This is a genomic window from Streptomyces sp. NPDC054872, assembly GCF_053610705.1.
On sequence record NZ_JBSGYY010000004.1, the window covers coordinates 225676 to 246027 of the forward strand.

Here is a 20352-nt window from a genome sequence, read left to right on the forward strand (position 1 = left end):
TTCCTTCGATAGGCTGTACCGAACCCGCCCCGCCGCATATGCCGCGGTGCTGCCGCAGAGCGGCCTTCGGGTAGTGCCTCATCACGTGGCAAGTCCTCAAAAGATCGCAGCTCAAGGAGAGTCATCGAGCGATGGCCGGTCCCGCGTTCCGCGCCGCCGCCGTCCGGGTGCGCGTCCCCGCCACCAGCGCCAACCTCGGCCCGGGCTTCGACGCCCTCGGCCTGTCGCTGGGTCTGTACGACGACGTCGTCGTGCGGGTGGCCGACACCGGACTGAACATCGACATCGCAGGTGAGGGCAGCGAGACGCTCCCACGCGACGAGTCACATCTGCTGGTACGTTCCCTGCGCACCGCCTTCGACCTGCTCGGCGGACAGCCGCGCGGGCTCGAGATCGTCTGCGCCAACCGCATTCCGCACGGCCGGGGCCTCGGCTCCTCGTCCGCCGCCATCTGCGCGGGCATCGTCGCCGCGCGCGCCGTGACGATAGGCGGCGACGCCCGGCTCGACGACAACGCCCTGCTCGAGCTCGCCACCGAGATCGAGGGCCACCCGGACAACGTCGCAGCCTGTCTGCTCGGCGGTTTCACGCTCTCCTGGATGGACGGGGGAGCGGCGCGGGCGATCAGGATGGAGCCCGCCGAGTCCGTCGTTCCGGTGGTGTTCGTACCGGGAAAGCCCGTCCTCACCGAGACCGCGCGCGGACTGCTTCCGCGCACCGTCCCGCACGTCGACGCCGCCGCCAACGCGGGCCGGGCCGCGCTGCTCGTAGAGGCCCTGACCAGGCGCCCCGAGCTGCTGCTCCCCGCGACCGAGGACCGTCTCCACCAGGACTACCGCGCACCCGCCATGCCCGAGAGCGCCGCCCTGGTCGAGCGCCTGCGCGCGGACGGTGTACCGGCGATGATCTCCGGCGCGGGACCCACGGTCCTCGCGCTGGCCGACGAGAGTGCGGCGGACAAGGTCGCACGCCTTGCCGGCGAGGGCTGGGCGGCCAACCGTCTGGCACTCGACGCGTCCGGCGCGAGCGTGTTGCCGCTTGCGCCCTGACACCCGTTAGCCGGTTAGAAGAGGGGGAATGTTTGTTGGATCCGGTAGTGTTAACCTCAAGTCTGCACCCGACCCCACCATGGCGAGGTGCTTCGTGTCCCCGTCCGGGACATCCATCCTTCCGGGAGCCTCCCAAACTGCTCTGTGCCTCGCACTGAGCGGTGCCGAGCACGCTCCGGAACCGGCGTGACCGAGCCGAGTGACACCGCACCTCAGTGGCACCTCACCGGGACTCGCCATCACCAGTGAATTCTTCCGCCGCGCGTTGGCGGACCACCGCCCCGGCACGGTCCACACACCAAAGGACCTCCGGACAGCACAACCGGTCGCCGAGCCAGACAGGCCGACGTCCGCTCCAGGGAAGGACCCTTCGTGAGCGACACCACCGATCTGATGGGCGTGACTGCCGACACGCCCGCCACGGACGCCTCTGCGGCGCCTGCCACCGGTGCTTCGGCCGGGTCCCGGCGGCGCCGCGGCACCGGCCTCGATGGCATGGTGCTGGCGGAACTGCAGCAGGTCGCATCCGGCCTCGGTATCAAGGGCACCGCGCGGATGCGCAAGAGCCAGCTGATCGAGGTCATCAAGGAGGCGCAGGCCGGAGGGGGTGCCTCCGCCAAGAGCGCCGCGCCCGCCTCCGCCGCTGAGGGCGAGACGAAGCCCAAGCGCCGCGCCACCTCGAAGGCCCGGACGGGCGAGGACACCGCCGCGAGCTCGACGGGCGCCGACAAGGCCACCAAGGCGAGCAAGGCCGACAAGGCCGAGCAGCCGGCCAAGGCCGATGACGCCGCCCAGCAGCAGATCGACATCCCGGGCCAGCCCGCGGGTGCCGACAAGGGCGAGCGCCGCCGTCGCCGTGCCACCGCCGACGCGGGCAGCCCCGAGACGGTCACCGCCGAGGCGAAGAGCGAGCCCAAGAACGACGCCAAGGCCGACAAGAACGACGCCAGGACGGACGCGTCCGAGGCCAAGGGCGACGGCTCCGGCGACAACAACGCCGACGGCCGCCGTGACCGCCGTGACCGCCAGGGCCGTGGCCGCGACCGCGACCGCCGTGGCAACAAGGGCGACGAGCAGCAGGGCGGCAACCGTCAGCAGGGCGGCGGCCGTCAGGACCGCGGCGACCGCCAGGACCGTCAGCAGCGGGACCAGCGCGACCAGCGCGACAACGGACCGCAGGACGACTTCGACGACGACGGCAGCGGCCGTCGCGGCCGTCGTGGCCGCTACCGCGACCGCCGTGGCCGTCGCGGCCGTGACGAGTTCGGCGGCGCCAGCGAGCCGCAGGTCGCCGACGACGACGTACTGATCCCCGTCGCGGGCATCCTGGACATCCTCGACAACTACGCGTTCATCCGTACCTCGGGCTACCTCCCGGGTCCGAACGACGTGTACGTGTCGCTCGCCCAGGTCCGCAAGAACGGTCTGCGCAAGGGTGACCACATCACCGGCGCCGTCCGCCAGCCCAAGGACGGCGAGCGCCGCGAGAAGTTCAACGCGCTCGTCCGCCTCGACTCGGCGAACGGCATGGCGGCCGAATCCGGGCGCGGGCGACCGGAGTTCAACAAGCTGACGCCCCTTTACCCGCAGGACCGGCTCCGTCTGGAGACCGACCCGGGCGTGCTCACCACCCGCATCATCGACCTCGTGTCGCCGATCGGTAAGGGCCAGCGCGGTCTGATCGTGGCTCCGCCGAAGACCGGCAAGACCATGATCATGCAGGCGGTCGCGAACGCGATCACCACCAACAGCCCCGAGTGCCACCTGATGGTCGTCCTGGTCGACGAGCGTCCGGAAGAGGTCACCGACATGCAGCGGTCGGTGAAGGGCGAGGTCATCTCCTCGACCTTCGACCGTCCGGCCGAGGACCACACCACGGTCGCCGAGCTGGCCATCGAGCGCGCCAAGCGTCTCGTGGAGCTGGGTCACGACGTGGTCGTCCTGCTCGACTCCATCACCCGTCTGGGCCGTGCGTACAACCTGGCGGCTCCGGCCTCCGGCCGCATCCTGTCCGGTGGTGTCGACTCGACCGCGCTCTACCCGCCGAAGCGCTTCTTCGGTGCGGCGCGCAACATCGAGGACGGCGGCTCGCTGACCATCCTCGCCACGGCGCTCGTCGACACCGGTTCGCGCATGGACGAGGTGATCTTCGAGGAGTTCAAGGGCACCGGCAACATGGAGCTCAAGCTCGACCGGAAGCTCTCCGACAAGCGCATCTTCCCGGCGGTGGACGTCGACGCGTCCTCCACCCGCAAGGAAGAGATCCTGCTCAACAGCGAAGAGCTGGCGATCGTCTGGAAGCTGCGCCGGGTGCTGCACGCGCTCGACTCGCAGCAGGCCATCGAGCTGCTTCTCGACAAGATGAAGCAGACGAAGTCGAACGCCGAGTTCCTCATGCAGATCGCGAAGACGACCCCGACGCCGGGCAACGGCAACGACTAGTCCCCGCGGCATCGCGAAGGGCCGCCCCCGTCATCCGACGGGGGCGGCCCTTCGCGTCGTAGGGGGCGCGCGACGAGCGCGGAATGACCTTGGCCACACGTCTAAGAGATCCTTATGGTCACGGGCAGTAGCACCGTGACGGAAGAAACCGCAGGTGAGAAGCTAAAAGGGTGGGAAAGGAGTGCACGATGCGTCACATGTGCGCGCAGGGGCGCTCACAAATCGCTGTGCAACCCTTCTTTCGGTTTCCACGTCTGACCAATGACGCCAGACCACGCCTGACCCTGAAAGCAGGGGGTAGCCGACCCGACGAGGACTGAGGAGCACATGACCGACGAGAGCGCACCCGCGGCGGATACGGCACCCAAACGCGCCCGAGGCGGTGGCGGTCGGCGTCGCAAGCCGCGCGAGAAGCGCAGCAAGGTCCTCGTCGTCACCGCGTGGACCGCGGCATCGGTGGTCGTCCTCGGCGGCGCGGGCCTCGGCTTCGTGTACTTCAAGCTCAACGGCAACATCAAGGGCGTCGACATCAACGCGGCGCTCGGCACGGACCGCCCGGAGAACGTCGACAACGGCTCCCAGGACATCCTCGTCCTCGGCTCGGACTCCCGCTCCGGCGACAACGCCAAGTACGGCAAGGACGAGGGCGCCGCCCGCTCGGACACGGCGATGGTCGTGCACGTGAACAAGGGCCACAAGACGGCCAGCGTCGTCTCGATACCCCGCGACACCCTCATATCCCGCCCCGAGTGCCAGACGGACGACGGCAAGACGGACCCGGGCGGACAGCGGCAGATGTTCAACACGGCGTACGAGGTCGGTGGCCCCGCCTGCGCCGTCAAGACCGTGGAGAAGATGTCCGGCATCCGGATGGACCACTACGTGGAAGTGGACTTCTCCGGCTTCAAGAAGCTCATCAACACCCTCGGCGGCGTCGAGATCACCACCAAGAAGGCGATCAACGACAAGGACAGCCACCTCAACCTGAAGGCCGGCACGCACCAGCTCACCGGTGAGCAGGCCCTCGGCCTGGTCCGCACCCGGCACGGCGTCGGCGACGGCAGCGACCTCGGCCGCATCCAGCTGCAGCAGGCCTTCATCAAGGCCCTGATCAACCAGGTCAAGGACGTCGGCGTCTTCAGCAACCCGAAGAAGCTCTACGACCTGGCGAACGACGCGACCAGCGCCATCACCACCGACTCCGACCTGAACGACGTCAAGAGCCTCGCGGGCTTCGCGGGCGGCCTCAAGGGCATCGGCGCGGGCGACATGAAGATGGTCACGATGCCCGTCCAGTACGACCCGGCGGACCCCAACCGCGTCCTGCCCCTGGAGAAGGCCGACCGGCAGGTCTGGGACGCGCTCAAGGCCGACAAGCCCATCCCCAAGTCCGCCACCGAGAAGTCCGCCGGCGACAAGGGCGACGCGAGCGATGTCGTGACCAGCGACTAGCCGCCCCGACCCGTTCCCGGCGCCCTCGGCGGCCCGCCGGGAATAGAACGGCGCCCACCCCGGTTTGGGCAGATGCGACCAGTCCTGGCAGACTGGTACGTCGGCCCCGGTTCACGTACGAGCAATCCGCACGTACGACCCGGCGCCCTCCCGAAACTAGGAGACACCTTGAAGCGCGACATCCACCCCGAGTACTTCGAGACCCAGGTCAGCTGCACCTGCGGCGCGGAGTTCACCACCCGCAGCACGATCTCCAGCGGCACCGTCCGTGCCGAGGTCTGCTCCGAGTGCCACCCGTTCTACACGGGCAAGCAGAAGATCCTCGACACCGGTGGCCGCGTGGCCCGCTTCGAGGCCCGCTTCGGCAAGGCTGCAGCCAACAAGTAGCGAGCCACTGCGCCGGTCTTCGGCCGCCCCCGGGAGGGGGCGGTTGGGACCGGCGCTTTGCCGTCTGATCGCAGCAGCCACCTTCGCGTAGAACCCTTGCGCAGTACCTTCGCGTAGAAAACTCAGGAGACCCCGATGTTCGAGGCGGTCGAGGAACTGATCGGCGAGCACGCCGATCTGGAGACGAAGCTCGCGGACCCCTCGGTCCACGCCGACCAGGCCAACGCGCGCAAGCTCAACAAGCGCTACGCCGAGCTCACCCCGATCGTCTCGACGTACCGCGCCTGGAAGCAGACCGGCGACGACATCGCGACGGCCCGTGAACTGGCCGCGGAGGACCCGGAGTTCGCCGCGGAGGTCAAGGAGCTGGACAAGCAGCGCGAGGAGATCACCGAGAAGCTGCGGCTTCTCCTGGTGCCCCGCGACCCCAGCGACGACAAGGACGTCATCCTCGAGGTCAAGGCGGGCGCGGGCGGTGACGAGTCGGCGCTCTTCGCCGGCGACCTCCTGCGCATGTACCTGCGGTACGCGGAGCGCGTGGGCTGGAAGACCGAGATCATCGATGCCACCGAGTCCGAGCTCGGCGGCTACAAGGACGTCCAGGTCGCCGTGAAGACCAAGGGCGGCAACGGCGCGACCGAGCCCGGCCAGGGCGTCTGGGCGCGACTCAAGTACGAGGGCGGCGTGCACCGCGTGCAGCGTGTGCCCTCCACCGAGTCCCAGGGCCGCATCCACACCTCCGCGGCCGGTGTCCTCGTGACGCCGGAGGCCGAGGAGGTCGACGTCGAGATCCACGCGAACGACCTGCGCATCGACGTCTACCGCTCGTCGGGCCCCGGCGGCCAGTCCGTCAACACGACCGACTCCGCGGTGCGCATCACGCACCTGCCCACCGGCGTCGTGGCGTCCTGCCAGAACGAGAAGAGCCAGCTGCAGAACAAGGAGCAGGCGATGCGTATTCTGCGCTCCAGGCTCCTTGCCGCGGCGCAGGAGGAAGCGGAGAGCAAGGCCGCGGACGCCCGTCGCAGCCAGGTCCGCACCGTCGACCGCTCCGAGAAGATCCGGACGTACAACTTCCCGGAAAACCGGATCTCGGACCACCGTGTCGGCTTCAAGGCGTACAACTTGGACCAGGTGCTCGACGGAGACCTCGACGCGGTCATTCAGGCCTGCGTCGACGCGGACTCCGCAGCCAAGCTCGCGGCCGCGTAAGCACCCGACAACCGCACTGCCCCCCGGAGGACCAGCGTGAACCTGCTGCTCGCGGAAGTGGCTCAGGCCACCCAGCGGCTGGCCGACGCCGGCGTGCCCTCGCCGCGCAACGACGCGGAGGAGCTCGCGGCCTTCGTGCACGGCGTGAAGCGGGGCGAGCTGCACTCCGTCAAGGACTCGGACTTCGACGCCCGCTACTGGGAGACGATCGCGCGCCGTGAGGCCCGCGAGCCGCTCCAGCACATCACCGGGCGCGCCTTCTTCCGCTACCTCGAACTGCAGGTGGGGCCCGGCGTCTTCGTGCCGCGGCCCGAGACCGAGTCCGTCGTGGGGTGGGCCATAGACGCCGTGCGTGCGATGGACGTCGTCGAGCCGCTCATCGTCGACCTCTGCACGGGCTCCGGGGCCATCGCCCTGGCCATGGCGCAGGAGGTCCCGCGCTCGCGTGTGCACGCCGTGGAGCTCTCCGAGGACGCCCTGAAGTGGACGCGGAAGAACGTCGAGGGGTCCAGGGTCAAGCTCTCCCAGGGCGACGCGCGCGACGCCCTTCCGGAGCTCGACGGTCAGGTCGACCTCCTCATCTCGAACCCGCCGTACATCCCGCTCACCGAGTGGGAGTACGTCGCTCCGGAAGCCCGCGACTACGACCCGGAGCTGTCGCTCTTCTCCGGCGAGGACGGCCTCGACCTGATCCGGGGCATCGAGCGCACCGCCCACCGCCTCCTTCGGCCCGGCGGCGTCGTTGTCATCGAGCACGCGGACACCCAGGGCGGCCAGGTGCCGTGGATCTTCACCGAGGAGCGGGGCTGGGCCGACGCGGCCGACCACCCCGACCTCAACAACAGGCCGAGGTTCGCGACAGCCCGCAAGGCGATGCCGTGAGCCCCACCACTTCAAGCCAGCAGTACGTGTACGAGGAGGCCCGCTAGATGGCACGGCGATACGACACCAATGACGCGACCGACCGTGCGACCGGTCTGCGCGAGGCCGCGTCGGCCGTCCGCCGTGGCGAGCTGGTCGTCCTGCCCACCGACACCGTCTACGGGATCGGTGCCGACGCCTTCACGCCGGAGGCGTGCGCCGACCTGCTCGACGCCAAGGGCCGTGGCCGCAACATGCCCACGCCTGTCCTCATCGGCTCCCCGAACACGCTGCACGGCCTGGTCACCGACTTCTCCGAGTCGGCCTGGGAGCTCGTCGACGCCTTCTGGCCCGGGGCCCTGACCCTGGTCACGAAGCAGCAGCCGTCGCTCCAGTGGGACCTCGGGGACACCCGCGGGACCGTCGCCATCCGGATGCCGCTGCACCCCGTCGCCATCGAACTGCTCACCGAGGTCGGCCCCATGGCGGTCTCCTCGGCGAACCTCACGGGACACCCGTCCCCCGAGGACTGCGACGCCGCGCAGGAGATGCTCGGCGACTCCGTCTCCGTGTACCTGGACGGCGGCCCGACGCCGGGCATCGTCCCCTCCTCGATCGTGGACGTCACCGGGCAGGTTCCGGTGCTGCTGCGCGCGGGCGCCCTGACCGCGGAGGAGCTCCGCAAGGTGGTACCCGACCTCGAGGTGGCGAATTGACAGCCCCTGAGACGGGGCGTGGCATAGCGGCTTATCCCGATTCGTTCCGCATCCTCCACGTCAGCACCGGAAATGTGTGCCGCTCGCCGATCACTGAGCGGCTGACCAGGCATGCCCTGGCCGACCGCCTGGGTGATCCCTTCACCGGCGGTCTGATCGTGGAGAGCGCGGGTACGTGGGGGCACGAGGGCGCCCCCATGGAGACCAACGCCGAGGCGGTGCTCGCCGACTTCGGCGCGGACGCCTCCGGCTTCAAGGGGCGCGAGCTCCTCGACGAGCACGTCATCCGGGCGGACCTCGTCCTGACGGCCACCCGGGACCACCGGGCGCAGGTCATCTCGATGGGCCACTCGGCGGGGCTCCGTACGTTCACGCTCAAGGAGTTCACGCGGCTCGTGCGGGCCATAGATCCGGCGACGCTGCCGCATCCCGACGGGGGAGTGGTGGAGCGGGCCAGGGCCCTCGTGCGGGCCGCCGCGGCGCTGCGGGGCTGGCTCCTGGCGCCCACGGCGGAGGCCGACGAGGTGTACGACCCCTACGGGGCGCCGCTGCCGTTCTTCCGCTCGGTGGGCGACGAGATCAACGAGGCGCTCGACCCGGTGGTGACGGCGCTGACCGGCGTGCGGGCCAAGGCGTAAACCTTTCTCTTCGACAGATCGAGTCCCTTCGGAGGATCGAGCTGACGCCGCGCGGGCTTGGTGTGGCAGGCCTACATTGGAGGGACCCGCACCCCTCGTGAGGCCCGGAGCCCAAGATGCCGGTCAGCACCGCACCCACCGCCGCCCCGACGGCGCCCGCTGACTTCGACGCGCTCCGCCGCGCGGACCCCCAGATGGCGGAGATCCTCCTCGCCGAGCAGGACCGGCAGGCGTCCAGCCTGCAGCTCATCGCCGCGGAGAACTTCACCTCGCCTGCGGTGCTCGCCGCACTGGGCTCACCGCTCGCCAACAAGTACGCCGAGGGGTACCCCGGCGCCCGTCACCACGGCGGCTGCGAGCTGGTGGACGTCGCCGAGCGCATCGCCGTCGACCGCGCCAAGGCCCTCTTCGGCGCCGAGCACGCCAACGTGCAGCCGCACTCCGGCTCCTCCGCGGTCCTCGCCGCCTACGCCGCCCTGCTGCGCCCCGGCGACACCGTGCTCGCCATGGGCCTGCCGTACGGCGGACACCTCACGCACGGCTCGCCGTCGAACTTCTCGGGCCGCTGGTTCGACTTCGTGGGATACGGCGTCGACCCGGACAGCGGCCTCATCGACCACGACCAGGTCCGGGCCCTGGCCCGCGCGCACCGGCCGAAGGCGATCGTCTGCGGCTCCATCGCCTACCCCCGGCACATCGACTACGCGGCGTTCCGCGACATCGCCGACGACGTCGGCGCGTACCTCATCGCCGACGCCGCCCACCCGATCGGCCTGATCGCGGGCGGAGCGGCCCCCAGCCCCGTGCCGTACGCCGACGTCGTCTGCGCCACGACCCACAAGGTGCTCCGCGGCCCGCGCGGCGGCCTGATCCTGTGCGGGACCGAACTCGCGTCACGCATCGACCGGGCGGTGTTCCCCTTCACGCAGGGCGGCGCCCAGATGCACACGATCGCCGCCAAGGCCGTCGCGTTCGGCGAGGCGGAAACCCCGGCCTACACCGCGTACGCCCACCAGGTCGTCACCAATGCGCGGATCCTCGCGGACGGCCTTGCGGCAGCGGGCTTCGGGATCGCCACAGGCGGTACCGACACACATCTTGTTCTGGCAGACCCCGCACCTGTGGAAGTCGAGGCTCACAGGGCCTGCGGCAGACTCGCGGCGGCCGGGATTGTGTTGGACACCTGCGCGCTGCCCCATGGCGAGGCACGCGGACTAAGGCTCGGCACCGCGGCCGTCACGACGCAGGGCATGACGGAGGCCGAGATGGTGCGCATCACGAGGCTCTTCGACGCAGCGGTCCGTGAGGACATGGAAAGCGTCAAGGTACGAGAACTTGCGCGCGAACTGGCAAGTGAGTTTTCTCCGTACTGAAGTGTACGAAGAGCAGTCCGGCTTGGAAAAAGAAACCGAGATCCAAGCCGGACTTGTTCGCTAAAAAGCGCGTCGCGAGAGCGTCAGCACTTCTTTACCTTGCGGGGGCTGTCAGGGCCGAAGTAGCCCGTTTCGTAGTACCACTTCCCTGTCTTGTTTGCCTTGATCGTCTTGCAGGGGAGGTCGGCTGCCAACTTGATGTCGACCTTCCGCTTCACGCTGTTGCCGCTGCAGTTCTTGTAGTAGATGTTCCAGCGCTTGTTTCCCAGCGGGCCGGGGCCTGCCGAGAGTCGCTTGATTGTGCCGCCGCACCTCAACCGCTGGACTTCGGCGTCGGTCCCGCTCTTGGCGGAAGCCTGAGTCTTCTGCGCGACAGAGCGGGTGCCGGTGCTCGAATCGGCGGAAGCTGGGACCGCGATCCCCAGGGAACCTGCGACCACCGCTGTCGTCAGAGCGGCGCCTATTGCCTTGCGCATTCTTCTCCTTTGGTCATCAGAGAAGGCATCGACATGTTTTTCGAACTGCGTCGACCCCCGTTTGCTCGATATTTCTATCGCGCGCTCACAAAGTTAATCAATGCGATTCTTCTAGTTGATGGGTAAATCTCTTGATCAGTGTCTTGAATTAACCTTGCGGGATGCCTAATCGCTCGATCGGAGGTTGAGGTTCACCCGACGGTGGGCAGGTGGAGGACTTGTGCATACCGCTATTCCGATTGTGTAGAAGGGGAGTCGCGAGCGAGGATGGCGAATTTGACCGAGCGCTCCGGGCGTGTCGAGCCGCGACTGCAAACTCAGGGCGGGGCTGCAACGTATGGGGGCGATCGGCCTGAATCTCGAGGCTGGGCATGTCGGAACACTGCGCCTGCCCCTCGGGCGACGTCAGATGCGTGACCTCCGGCGTGCTCCCTTGTGTCAACTTGAGCGGGCGGGGTCGAGCGGCAGAGACAGTGACGGCTCGCTCCGGAGTCGGACTCCGCCGCTCGGAGACTGCGCCAACGGCGAGGTCATGGTCTGCGCGCGCTCCACTGCCAGCAGGTGAAGAGCGCAGGTGCTGGCACGATGTGGGGGAGAGCGAGAGCGCCGTTGCCGTCAGCTACCTTCTGACGATGGAGATGTAGCCGTATCAAGACTGCGAGCCGGCGCAACCGCCAGGCACACGAAGCTAGGGTGTGGGGCTGAGATGGCCAGCGATATCTGTGGGGAAGCCCGTGCGTGAATACCTCCTTACGCTCTGCATCACGGCCGCGGTGACTTACCTGCTGACCGGCCCGGTGCGGAAGTTCGCGATCGTGGCCGGCGCCATGCCGGAGATCCGCGCTCGCGACGTGCACCGGGAGCCAACGCCCCGGCTCGGCGGTATCGCGATGTTCTTCGGGTTGTGCGCCGGACTTCTGGTCGCCGACCATCTGCCGAATCTGAACGATGTCTTCGAGCGGTCCAACGAACCGCGCGCGCTGCTCTCCGGCGCCGCGCTGATCTGGCTGATCGGTGTCCTGGACGACAAGTTCGAGATCGACGCCCTGATCAAGCTGGGCGGCCAGATGATCGCCGCCGGTGTCATGGTCCTCCAGGGCCTGACGATCCTGTGGATCCCGGTCCCGGGCTACGGCATGGTGCTCCTCGATCAGGGCCAGGGCACGCTCCTGACGGTGGCGCTCGTCGTGATCACCATCAACGCGGTGAACTTCGTGGACGGCCTGGACGGCCTCGCCGCGGGCATGGTGTGCATCGCGGCCACGGCGTTCTTCCTCTACGCCTACCGCATCTGGTACGGCTACGGCATCGAGGCCGCGGCCCCCGCCACGCTCTTCGCCGCGATCCTGATGGGCATGTGCCTGGGCTTCCTGCCGCACAACCTCCACCCCGCCCGGATCTTCATGGGGGACTCGGGCTCGATGCTGATCGGTCTGGTGCTCGCGGCGGGCGCGATCTCCGCCACGGGTCAGATCGACGGTGACGCCCTGAGCCTGAACTTCGGGGGCACCCGCGATGCCACGCACGCGATGCTCCCGGTCTTCATCCCGCTCCTGATGCCCCTGACGATCATCGCGATCCCGTTCGCCGACCTGGTCCTCGCGATCGTGCGGCGTACGTGGAACGGGAAGTCGCCGTTCGCCGCCGACCGCGGGCACCTGCACCACCGTCTCCTCGAGATCGGCCACTCCCACAGCCGCGCGGTACTGATCATGTACTTCTGGTCGGCGCTGATCGGATTCGGCACGGTGGCGTACTCGGTCCACTCGGCCAGCATGTGGATCCTGCTGGTGATCGTCGCCCTGAGCGCGGTGGGCCTCGTGCTGCTCATGCTGCCGCGGTTCAGGCCGCACATCCCGCGCTGGGCGGAGTCCTTCGTGCCGCCTCGCTACCGGCGGCGCAAGGGGGCCGCGACGGACGTGCCCGCGGTCGACGCGGTGGACGACGGGGCGGACGTGGAAGACCAGCCTCTGGATGAGGCAGACGTCAACGGGGCGACGGCCGTTGGCACCCGCTCGCGCTTCGAGGGTCGACGCAAGGCCGGCTCGTCGAGTTGACGGCCGCCGTCAAACTCGCCCAATAGCAGACAAGTTGCCGTGCTGCCTGCACATACGCGCGGATTAACTCTCATGTGTGACAGCGAGCACACCTAGCAGGTAAAGACCTCATCAAATAGTTTGTGATACCGTTCACGAAACCAGGGGATAGAGCCGAAGGACCGTAGTGCGACGGTCCATTGGCCCGAGGGACACTCTCGACCCCGGACTACGCTCGTCCATGACGACACCCTGCCCCCATCAGTAAGCGGAGCGCCGCCATGCCGTCTCAAGACACCCGAAATCTCCTGCAGTCCGCTGTGCCTACTGCTGCCGTCGGCGCGATCGTCGCCGTGGTGAGTGGTGTGGTCGCGGGTGGCAAGGGCGCTCTCGGTGCTGTCATTGGCACCGCAGTGGTCATCGCCTTCATGGGGCTCGGCATGTTCGTGCTGCAACGGACGGCGAAATCGCTTCCGCAGTTGTTCCAGGCGATGGGCATGATGCTCTACGTCGCCCAGCTTCTGCTGCTCCTCATCTTCATGGGCCTGTTCAAGGACACCACGCTCTTCAATCCGAAGACCTTCGCCCTCGCGCTCGTCGTGGCGACCATCGCATGGATGGCCTCACAGGCTCGTGCACACATGAAGGCCAAGATCCTTTACGTTGAACCCGACTCCGCGCAGAGCGACAAGCCGGAGAAGTCGGGGTCCTCGACGTGAAGGGTAGGGCCGGGATAAATGCGCGTTCGAGATGCTGCTATCGTCCGGTGCCAACTGCGGCACTGCCGGCGCGGGCATCTGAGCTGACGCCTGCACGATCGCGAGGCTCGATGCCTGAACGCCGCGCCCACATCCGAAACACCAGTCTGGTGCCGAATCGCGGCTGCGCGCCGCGCCGACACGACAACGAGGTTGCCGTACCTATGCGTCACGCCGAAGGAGCCCGCGGTGAGTGCTGACCAAACTGAGCTCGCCTTCAATTGGAGCTGTCGGATCATGTCCGACAACGGCTGCGGCTTCCCGGCTCCGGGCCTGCACTCGTTCCTCTTCAAGCCGATCTTCACCGTCGGTGGGTTCGAGTTCAACAAGGTGATGCTCCTTGCCTTGCTGTCCACGCTCGTCGTGATCACCTTCTTCTACGCGGCGTTCGGTAGGGCCAAGATTGTCCCGGGCAAGCTGCAGATGGTGGGCGAGGCCGGCTACGACTTCGTTCGCCGCGGGATCGTCTACGAGACGATGGGCAAGAAGGACGGCGAGAAGTACGTCCCGCTCATGGTGTCGCTGTTCTTCTTCATCTGGATCATGAACATCTGGTCGGTAATTCCGCTGGCCCAGTTCCCGGTCGCGTCGATCTTCGCGTACCCGGTGGTTCTGGCGGTCATCGTCTACCTGATCTGGGTGCCGCTCACCTTCAAGAAGCACGGCTTCGTCGGTGGCTGGAAGAACATCACGGGTTACGACAACTCGCTCGGTCCCATCAAGTGGCTCGTGTCGTTCATCGAATTCTTCTCGAACCTGCTCGTGCGTCCCTTCACGCACGCGGTGCGACTCTTCGCCAACATGTTCGCCGGTCACCTGATGCTGGTGATGTTCACTGTCGCCTCCTGGTACCTGCTGAACAGCTGGTTGATCCCCGCCGCCGGTGTCTCCTTCGCGATGACGATCGGCATGATCCTCTTCGAACTCTTCGTGCAGGCCGTTCAGGCGTACGTCTTCGTGCTCCTTGCCTGCTCGTACATTCAGGGCGCTCTCGCCGAGCACCACTGAGCCCCTCACAACCCCCTAAGCGCCCGGTGGCCAACCCCCACCGGTCCATGAAAGAGAAGGAAGTAACGGCATGTCCGCGACTCTCGAACTCGCCGCCGTCTCCGGTGACCTCAAGGCCCTCGGCTCCATCGGCTACGGTCTCGCCGCGATTGGCCCCGGCATCGGTGTTGGCATCGTCTTCGGTAAGGGCACCGAGGCCCTGGCCCGGCAGCCCGAAGCCGCTGGCCTGATCCGTGCCAACCAGATCCTCGGCTTCGCCTTCTGTGAGGCGCTCGCCCTCATCGGCATCGTCATGCCGTTCGTCTACGGCTCCTGATCGCCCAAGACGATTAGTCCCGTTCGACGAAAGGCAATGATGTGATCGCCAACCTGGTACAGCTGGCGGCCGAGCACGCGGAGGAGCAGAACCCGCTCATTCCGCCAGGCCCCGAGCTGCTCGTGGGCACCATCGCCTTCGCCATCGTCTTCTTCTTCTTCTGGAAGAAGCTCCTCCCGAACATCAACAAGGTTCTGGACGAGCGCCGGGAGTCGATCGAAGGCGGTATCGAGAAGGCCGAGGCCGCTCAGACCGAGGCCCAGAGCGTGCTCGAGCAGTACAAGGCTCAGCTCGCTGAGGCACGGCACGAGGCCGCGCGTCTGCGCCAGGAGGCGCAGGAGCAGGGCGCCCAGCTCATCGCCGAGATGCGTGCCGAAGGCCAGCGTCAGCGCGAGGAGATCGTGGCCGCCGGTCACGCGCAGCTCGCCGCCGACCGCAAGGCCGCCGCGCAGTCGCTGCGTCAGGACGTGGGCCAGCTGGCCACCGACCTGGCCGGCAAGCTCGTCGGTGAGTCCCTCGAGGACTCCGCCCGGCAGAGCCGCACCATCGACCGTTTCCTCGACGAGCTCGAGGAGAAGGCCGAGGCGGCTCGATGACAGCGCACGGAGCCAGCCGCGAGGCCCTCGCGGCCGCGCGGGAGCGTCTCGACGCGCTGACCGACAACACCTCGGTGAACGTACGGCAGCTGGCGGACGAGCTGGCCTCGGTCACGGCGCTGCTGCACCGCGAGGTGTCGCTGCGCCGGATCCTGACCGACCCGTCGCAGTCCGGTGAGGCCAAGGCAGAGCTCGCCGGGCGCCTGCTCGGCGGGCAGGTGGGCGGCGAGACCGCCGACCTGGTGGCCGGCCTGGTCCGCTCGCGCTGGTCGCAGTCGCGTGACCTGGTGGACGCCCTCGAGGAGCTCACCAACCTCGCCGAGCTGACCGGTGCGCAGAAGTCCGGCGCGCTGGACGACGTCGAGGACGAGCTGTTCCGCTTCGGCCGGATCGTCTCCTCGAACACCGGGCTCCGGTCCGCGCTGACCGACCGCGCCGCCTCGGGTGCCGCCAAGAGTGAGCTGCTGCGCAGCCTGCTCGGTGGCCGGGCCAACGAGGTCACGGAGCGGCTCGTCGAGCGCCTCGTGACCGCGCCCCGTGGACGTAGCCTGGAGTCGGGACTCGAGTCCCTCTCCAAGCTGGCCGCGGATCGCCGCAGCCGGATGGTCGCCGTCGTCACTTCCGCTGTTCCGCTCTCGGACCAGCAGAAGCAGCGTCTCGGTGCCGCCCTCGCGAAGGTCTACGGCCGCCAGATGCACCTGAACCTCGACGTGGACCCCGAGGTCCTCGGCGGGATCACGGTGCAGGTCGGCGACGAGATCATCAACGGCAGCATCGCGGACCGCCTCGAGGACGCGCACCGCCGCATGGCGCGCTAGCAGTAACTAAAAACGTAGGAATGACGGCCCTAGTTGGGCCGTGCAGAGGATTCACCTCTTACTTGGGGGGAGTCCCCAGACCCCCAAAGTGAAACTTCGGGCCCAACAAGGAGAGCAGGGAACCCAGATGGCGGAGCTCACGATCCGGCCGGAGGAGATCCGGGACGCACTGGAGAACTTTGTCCAGGCGTACAAGCCGGACGCGGCCTCGCGCGAGGAGGTCGGTTCGGTCACCGTTGCCGGTGACGGCATCGCGAAGGTCGAGGGCCTGCCCTCGGCCATGGCCAACGAGCTGCTGAAGTTCGAGGACGGCACCCTCGGTCTCGCCCTCAACCTTGAGGAGCGCGAGATCGGCGCCGTCGTACTCGGCGAGTTCAGCGGCATCGAAGAGGGCCAGCCGGTCACCCGTACCGGCGAGGTCCTGTCCGTCGCGGTCGGCGAGGGCTACCTCGGCCGTGTCGTCGACCCGCTCGGCGCCCCGATCGACGGCCTCGGCGAGATCGAGACGTCCGGCCGCCGCGCCCTCGAGCTGCAGGCCCCCACGGTCATGGACCGCAAGTCGGTCCACGAGCCGATGGAGACCGGCTACAAGGCCGTCGACGCGATGACCCCGATCGGCCGTGGCCAGCGTCAGCTGATCATCGGCGACCGCCAGACGGGCAAGACCGCCCTGGCCGTCGACACGATCATCAACCAGCGCGACAACTGGCGCTCGGGCGACGTGAACAAGCAGGTGCGCTGCATCTACGTCGCCGTCGGTCAGAAGGGCTCCACCATCGCCTCCGTGCGCGGTGCCCTCGAAGAGGCCGGCGCGCTTGAGTACACGACCATCGTCGCCGCCCCGGCGTCCGACCCGGCGGGCTTCAAGTACCTGGCGCCCTACACCGGTTCGGCCATCGGCCAGCAGTGGATGTACGAGGGCAAGCACGTCCTCATCATCTTCGACGACCTCTCGAAGCAGGCCGACGCCTACCGCGCCGTGTCCCTGCTGCTCCGCCGCCCGCCGGGGCGCGAGGCCTACCCGGGTGACGTCTTCTACCTGCACTCGCGTCTGCTCGAGCGCTGCGCGAAGCTCTCGGACGAGATGGGCAAGGGCTCGATGACGGGTCTCCCGATCGTCGAGACCAAGGCGAACGACGTGTCGGCGTTCATTCCGACCAACGTCATCTCCATCACCGACGGTCAGTGCTTCCTGGAGTCCGACCTGTTCAACGCCGGTCAGCGTCCGGCCCTGAACGTCGGTATCTCGGTCTCCCGTGTCGGTGGCTCCGCCCAGCACAAGGCGATCCGCCAGGTGTCAGGCCGTCTTCGCGTGGACCTCGCCCAGTACCGCGAGCTCGAGGCGTTCGCCGCCTTCGGTTCCGACCTGGACGCCGCGTCGAAGGCCTCCCTCGAGCGCGGTCAGCGGATGGTCGAGCTGCTCAAGCAGGCTCAGTACCAGCCGATGGCCACCGAGGACCAGGTCATCTCCATCTGGGCCGGCACCACGGGCCGCATGGACGAGGTCCCGGTCGCCGACATCCGGCGCTTCGAGCGTGAGCTGCTCGAGTACCTGCACCGCAAGGAGCAGGGCCTGATGACCTCCATCAAGGAGGGCGGCAAGATGTCCGACGACACGATCACGGCCATCGCCGACGCCGTCGCCGAGTTCAAGAAGCAGTTCGAGACCTCGGACGGCAAGCTGCTCGGCGAGGACGCTCCGGCCGCCGTCGACGCGTCCAAGTGACGACGGAAGGGACCTGACTCATGGGAGCCCAGCTCCGGGTCTACAAGCGTCGCATCAAATCCGTCACCGCGACCAAGAAGATCACCAAGGCGATGGAGATGATCGCCGCCTCGCGTGTCGTCAAGGCACAGCGCAAGGTGACCGCCTCCACTCCGTACGCGACCGAGCTGACCCGCGCGGTCACCGCGGTGGCCACGGGTGCGAACGACAAGCACCCGCTGACCACCGAGGCCGAGGCTCCGACCCGGGCCGCTGTCCTGCTCCTCTCGAGCGACCGCGGTCTGGCCGGCGCCTTCAACTCCAACGCCATCAAGGGCGCGGAGAAGCTCACGGAGAAGTTGCGGGGCGAGGGCAAGGAGGTCGACACGTACATCGTCGGCCGCCGTGGCATCGCGCACTACAACTTCCGTGAGCGGAAGATCTCCGGGCAGTGGACGGGCTTCACCGATGCCCCTTCCTACGCGGATGCCAAGGAGATCGCCGCACCCCTGATCGAGGCCATCGAGACGGACACGGCCGAGGGCGGCGTGGATGAACTCCACATCGTCTACACCGAGTTCATCTCGATGATGACGCAGGAAGCGACCGGTTCCCGGCTGCTCCCGCTGAGCCTCGACAAGGTCGCGGAGGAGGCGGGCCAGAGTGACGAGGCCCGTCCGCTGTACGACTTCGAGCCGTCGGCGGAGGACGTCCTCGACGCCCTTCTGCCGCGCTACGTCGAGAGCCGTATCTACAACGCGCTGCTCCAGTCGGCTGCTTCCAAGCACGCCGCCACGCGCCGCGCGATGAAGTCGGCGACCGACAACGCGGGTGACCTGATCAACGCGCTCACCCGTTCTGCCAACGCGGCCCGCCAGGCCGAAATCACCCAGGAAATCAGCGAGATCGTCGGTGGCTCCAGTGCCCTGGCCGACGCTTCCGCGGGGAGTGACAAGTAATGACGACCACTGTTGATACGGCCGTTGCCACGGGCCGCGTCGCCCGGGTGATCGGCCCGGTCGTCGACGTGGAGTTCCCCGTCGACGCGATGCCGGAGATCTACAACGCGCTTCACGTCGAGGTGGCCGACCCGGCCAAGGACGGCGAGAAGAAGACGCTGACGCTCGAGGTCGCCCAGCACCTCGGCGACGGCATCATCCGCGCCATCTCGATGCAGCCCACCGACGGTCTGGTCCGCCAGGCCGCGGTGACCGACACGGGCGCGGGCATCACCGTCCCCGTCGGTGACATCACCAAGGGCAAGGTGTTCAACACCCTCGGCGCGATCCTGAACCACCCCGAGGCCGAGGCCGACGTCACCGAGCGCTGGCCGATCCACCGCAAGGCCCCGGCCTTCGACCAGCTCGAGTCCAAGACCGAGATGTTCGAGACCGGCCTGAAGGTCGTCGACCTTCTCACCCCGTACGTCAAGGGTGGAAAGATCGGTCTGTTCGGTGGAGCGGGCGTCGGCAAGACCGTCCTCATCCAGGAAATGATCATGCGTGTGGCCAAGCTGCACGAGGGCGTTTCCGTGTTCGCCGGTGTCGGCGAGCGCACGCGTGAGGGCAACGACCTCATCGACGAGATGGAAGAGTCGGGCGTTCTGGACAAGACCGCCCTGGTCTTCGGCCAGATGGACGAGCCGCCGGGCACGCGTCTGCGCGTCGCCCTGGCCGGTCTGACCATGGCGGAGTACTTCCGCGATGTGCAGAAGCAGGACGTGCTGTTCTTCATCGACAACATCTTCCGCTTCACGCAGGCCGGTTCCGAGGTCTCGACCCTGCTCGGCCGTATGCCCTCCGCGGTGGGCTACCAGCCGAACCTGGCCGACGAGATGGGCCTCCTCCAGGAGCGCATCACCTCGACGCGTGGTCACTCGATCACCTCGATGCAGGCGATCTACGTCCCCGCGGACGACCTCACCGACCCGGCCCCGGCCACGACCTTCGCGCACCTCGACGCGACGACCGTGCTGTCGCGTCCGATCTCGGAGAAGGGCATCTACCCGGCGGTGGACCCGCTGGACTCGACGTCCCGCATCCTGGACCCGCGCTACATCGCGCAGGACCACTACGACGCCGCCATGCGCGTCAAGGGAATCCTGCAGAAGTACAAGGACCTCCAGGACATCATCGCGATTCTCGGCATCGACGAGCTCAGCGAGGAGGACAAGCTGGTCGTCCAGCGTGCCCGCCGCGTCGAGCGCTTCCTGTCGCAGAACACCCACGCGGCCAAGCAGTTCACCGGTCTCGACGGTTCGGACGTGCCGCTCGACGAGTCGATCGCCGCGTTCAACGCGATCATCGACGGCGAGTACGACCACTTCCCCGAGCAGGCGTTCTTCATGTGCGGTGGCATCGAGGACCTCAAGGCGAAGGCCAAGGAGCTCGGCGTCTCCTGAGTCCGTGACTCACGGGAGGGGTGGGCGAGTCCCACCCCTCCTGATACGCCCACTAGAATTTGACCCAACACCCGGCGAAGCCGCCGGGTGGTGACCCGAGGAGCCACC

At 67.8% G+C, this 20352-nt stretch carries 19 protein-coding genes; 18 read left to right on the forward strand and 1 reads right to left on the reverse strand.

The features are described 5' to 3' along the window. Positions 1 to 131: 131 nt before the first annotated feature. The 9 genes from thrB to ACWGIH_RS06930 all read left to right on the forward strand — a co-directional run bounded on the left by thrB (position 132) and on the right by ACWGIH_RS06930 (position 10130). Positions 132 to 1049: a homoserine kinase gene (gene thrB, locus ACWGIH_RS06890; protein ID WP_453444284.1), complete on the forward strand. Its 918-nt coding sequence runs from the start codon at positions 132 to 134 to the stop codon at positions 1047 to 1049. A 372-nt stretch (positions 1050 to 1421) separates the two neighbouring features. After that, positions 1422 to 3491, forward strand: coding sequence for a transcription termination factor Rho (gene rho, locus ACWGIH_RS06895; protein WP_453444286.1), 2070 nt, complete (start codon positions 1422 to 1424; stop codon positions 3489 to 3491). Positions 3492 to 3818: 327 nt separating this feature from the next. After that, positions 3819 to 4943 carry an LCP family protein gene (locus tag ACWGIH_RS06900; protein ID WP_453452214.1) on the forward strand — a complete coding sequence of 375 codons (1125 nt, stop codon included), beginning with the start codon at positions 3819 to 3821 and terminating at the stop codon, positions 4941 to 4943. A gap of 168 nt (positions 4944 to 5111) precedes the next feature. Continuing rightward, positions 5112 to 5330 carry a 50S ribosomal protein L31 gene (gene rpmE, locus ACWGIH_RS06905; protein ID WP_363209283.1) on the forward strand — a complete coding sequence of 73 codons (219 nt, stop codon included), beginning with the start codon at positions 5112 to 5114 and terminating at the stop codon, positions 5328 to 5330. A 135-nt stretch (positions 5331 to 5465) separates the two neighbouring features. Next, positions 5466 to 6542, forward strand: a complete 1077-nt coding sequence (prfA, locus tag ACWGIH_RS06910; protein WP_365820548.1) for a peptide chain release factor 1 — start codon at positions 5466 to 5468, stop codon at positions 6540 to 6542. Positions 6543 to 6578: 36 nt separating this feature from the next. Continuing rightward, positions 6579 to 7424, forward strand: a complete 846-nt coding sequence (gene prmC / locus ACWGIH_RS06915; protein WP_361050016.1) for a peptide chain release factor N(5)-glutamine methyltransferase — start codon at positions 6579 to 6581, stop codon at positions 7422 to 7424. A 47-nt stretch (positions 7425 to 7471) separates the two neighbouring features. Continuing rightward, positions 7472 to 8119: an L-threonylcarbamoyladenylate synthase gene (locus tag ACWGIH_RS06920; protein ID WP_453452213.1), complete on the forward strand. Its 648-nt coding sequence runs from the start codon at positions 7472 to 7474 to the stop codon at positions 8117 to 8119. Further along, complete coding sequence (locus ACWGIH_RS06925; protein ID WP_363209286.1) at positions 8116 to 8757, forward strand: arsenate reductase/protein-tyrosine-phosphatase family protein; 642 nt, start codon at positions 8116 to 8118, stop codon at positions 8755 to 8757. The genes ACWGIH_RS06920 and ACWGIH_RS06925 overlap by 4 nt, the downstream gene beginning before the upstream one ends. Positions 8758 to 8873: 116 nt before the next feature. Continuing rightward, positions 8874 to 10130: a serine hydroxymethyltransferase gene (locus ACWGIH_RS06930; RefSeq protein ID WP_453452212.1), complete on the forward strand. Its 1257-nt coding sequence runs from the start codon at positions 8874 to 8876 to the stop codon at positions 10128 to 10130. 83 nt (positions 10131 to 10213) lie between these two features. On the opposite strand, the gene ACWGIH_RS06935 is transcribed toward ACWGIH_RS06930, so the two are convergent. Further along, positions 10214 to 10606, reverse strand: a complete 393-nt coding sequence (locus tag ACWGIH_RS06935; RefSeq protein WP_453452211.1) for a hypothetical protein — start codon at positions 10604 to 10606, stop codon at positions 10214 to 10216. Positions 10607 to 11340: 734 nt separating this feature from the next. Here ACWGIH_RS06935 and ACWGIH_RS06940 point away from each other — a divergent pair. From ACWGIH_RS06940 to atpD, 9 genes are all read left to right on the forward strand, one after another. Continuing rightward, positions 11341 to 12663: an MraY family glycosyltransferase gene (locus tag ACWGIH_RS06940; RefSeq protein ID WP_453452210.1), complete on the forward strand. Its 1323-nt coding sequence runs from the start codon at positions 11341 to 11343 to the stop codon at positions 12661 to 12663. A 260-nt stretch (positions 12664 to 12923) separates the two neighbouring features. Then, positions 12924 to 13361 carry a hypothetical protein gene (locus ACWGIH_RS06945; RefSeq protein ID WP_453452209.1) on the forward strand — a complete coding sequence of 146 codons (438 nt, stop codon included), beginning with the start codon at positions 12924 to 12926 and terminating at the stop codon, positions 13359 to 13361. A 276-nt stretch (positions 13362 to 13637) separates the two neighbouring features. Further along, complete coding sequence (atpB, locus tag ACWGIH_RS06950) at positions 13638 to 14408, forward strand: F0F1 ATP synthase subunit A (RefSeq protein ID WP_453452216.1); 771 nt, start codon at positions 13638 to 13640, stop codon at positions 14406 to 14408. Positions 14409 to 14478: 70 nt separating this feature from the next. Further along, a complete protein-coding gene (gene atpE / locus ACWGIH_RS06955; protein ID WP_453452208.1) occupies positions 14479 to 14724 on the forward strand; it encodes an ATP synthase F0 subunit C in 246 nt (81 codons plus the stop codon). Positions 14725 to 14765: 41 nt separating this feature from the next. Next, positions 14766 to 15320, forward strand: a complete 555-nt coding sequence (locus ACWGIH_RS06960) for a F0F1 ATP synthase subunit B (RefSeq protein ID WP_453452207.1) — start codon at positions 14766 to 14768, stop codon at positions 15318 to 15320. Further along, a complete protein-coding gene (locus tag ACWGIH_RS06965) occupies positions 15317 to 16138 on the forward strand; it encodes a F0F1 ATP synthase subunit delta (RefSeq protein ID WP_453452206.1) in 822 nt (273 codons plus the stop codon). The genes ACWGIH_RS06960 and ACWGIH_RS06965 overlap by 4 nt, the downstream gene beginning before the upstream one ends. Positions 16139 to 16265: 127 nt before the next feature. Continuing rightward, complete coding sequence (atpA, locus tag ACWGIH_RS06970) at positions 16266 to 17864, forward strand: F0F1 ATP synthase subunit alpha (RefSeq protein ID WP_453452205.1); 1599 nt, start codon at positions 16266 to 16268, stop codon at positions 17862 to 17864. Between the two features lie 20 nt (positions 17865 to 17884). After that, on the forward strand, positions 17885 to 18802 hold the full coding sequence (locus ACWGIH_RS06975; protein WP_365820567.1) for a F0F1 ATP synthase subunit gamma: 918 nt from the start codon (positions 17885 to 17887) through the stop codon (positions 18800 to 18802). Beyond that, positions 18802 to 20244: a F0F1 ATP synthase subunit beta gene (atpD, locus tag ACWGIH_RS06980; protein ID WP_453452204.1), complete on the forward strand. Its 1443-nt coding sequence runs from the start codon at positions 18802 to 18804 to the stop codon at positions 20242 to 20244. The genes ACWGIH_RS06975 and atpD overlap by 1 nt, the downstream gene beginning before the upstream one ends. Positions 20245 to 20352 lie beyond the last annotated feature (108 nt).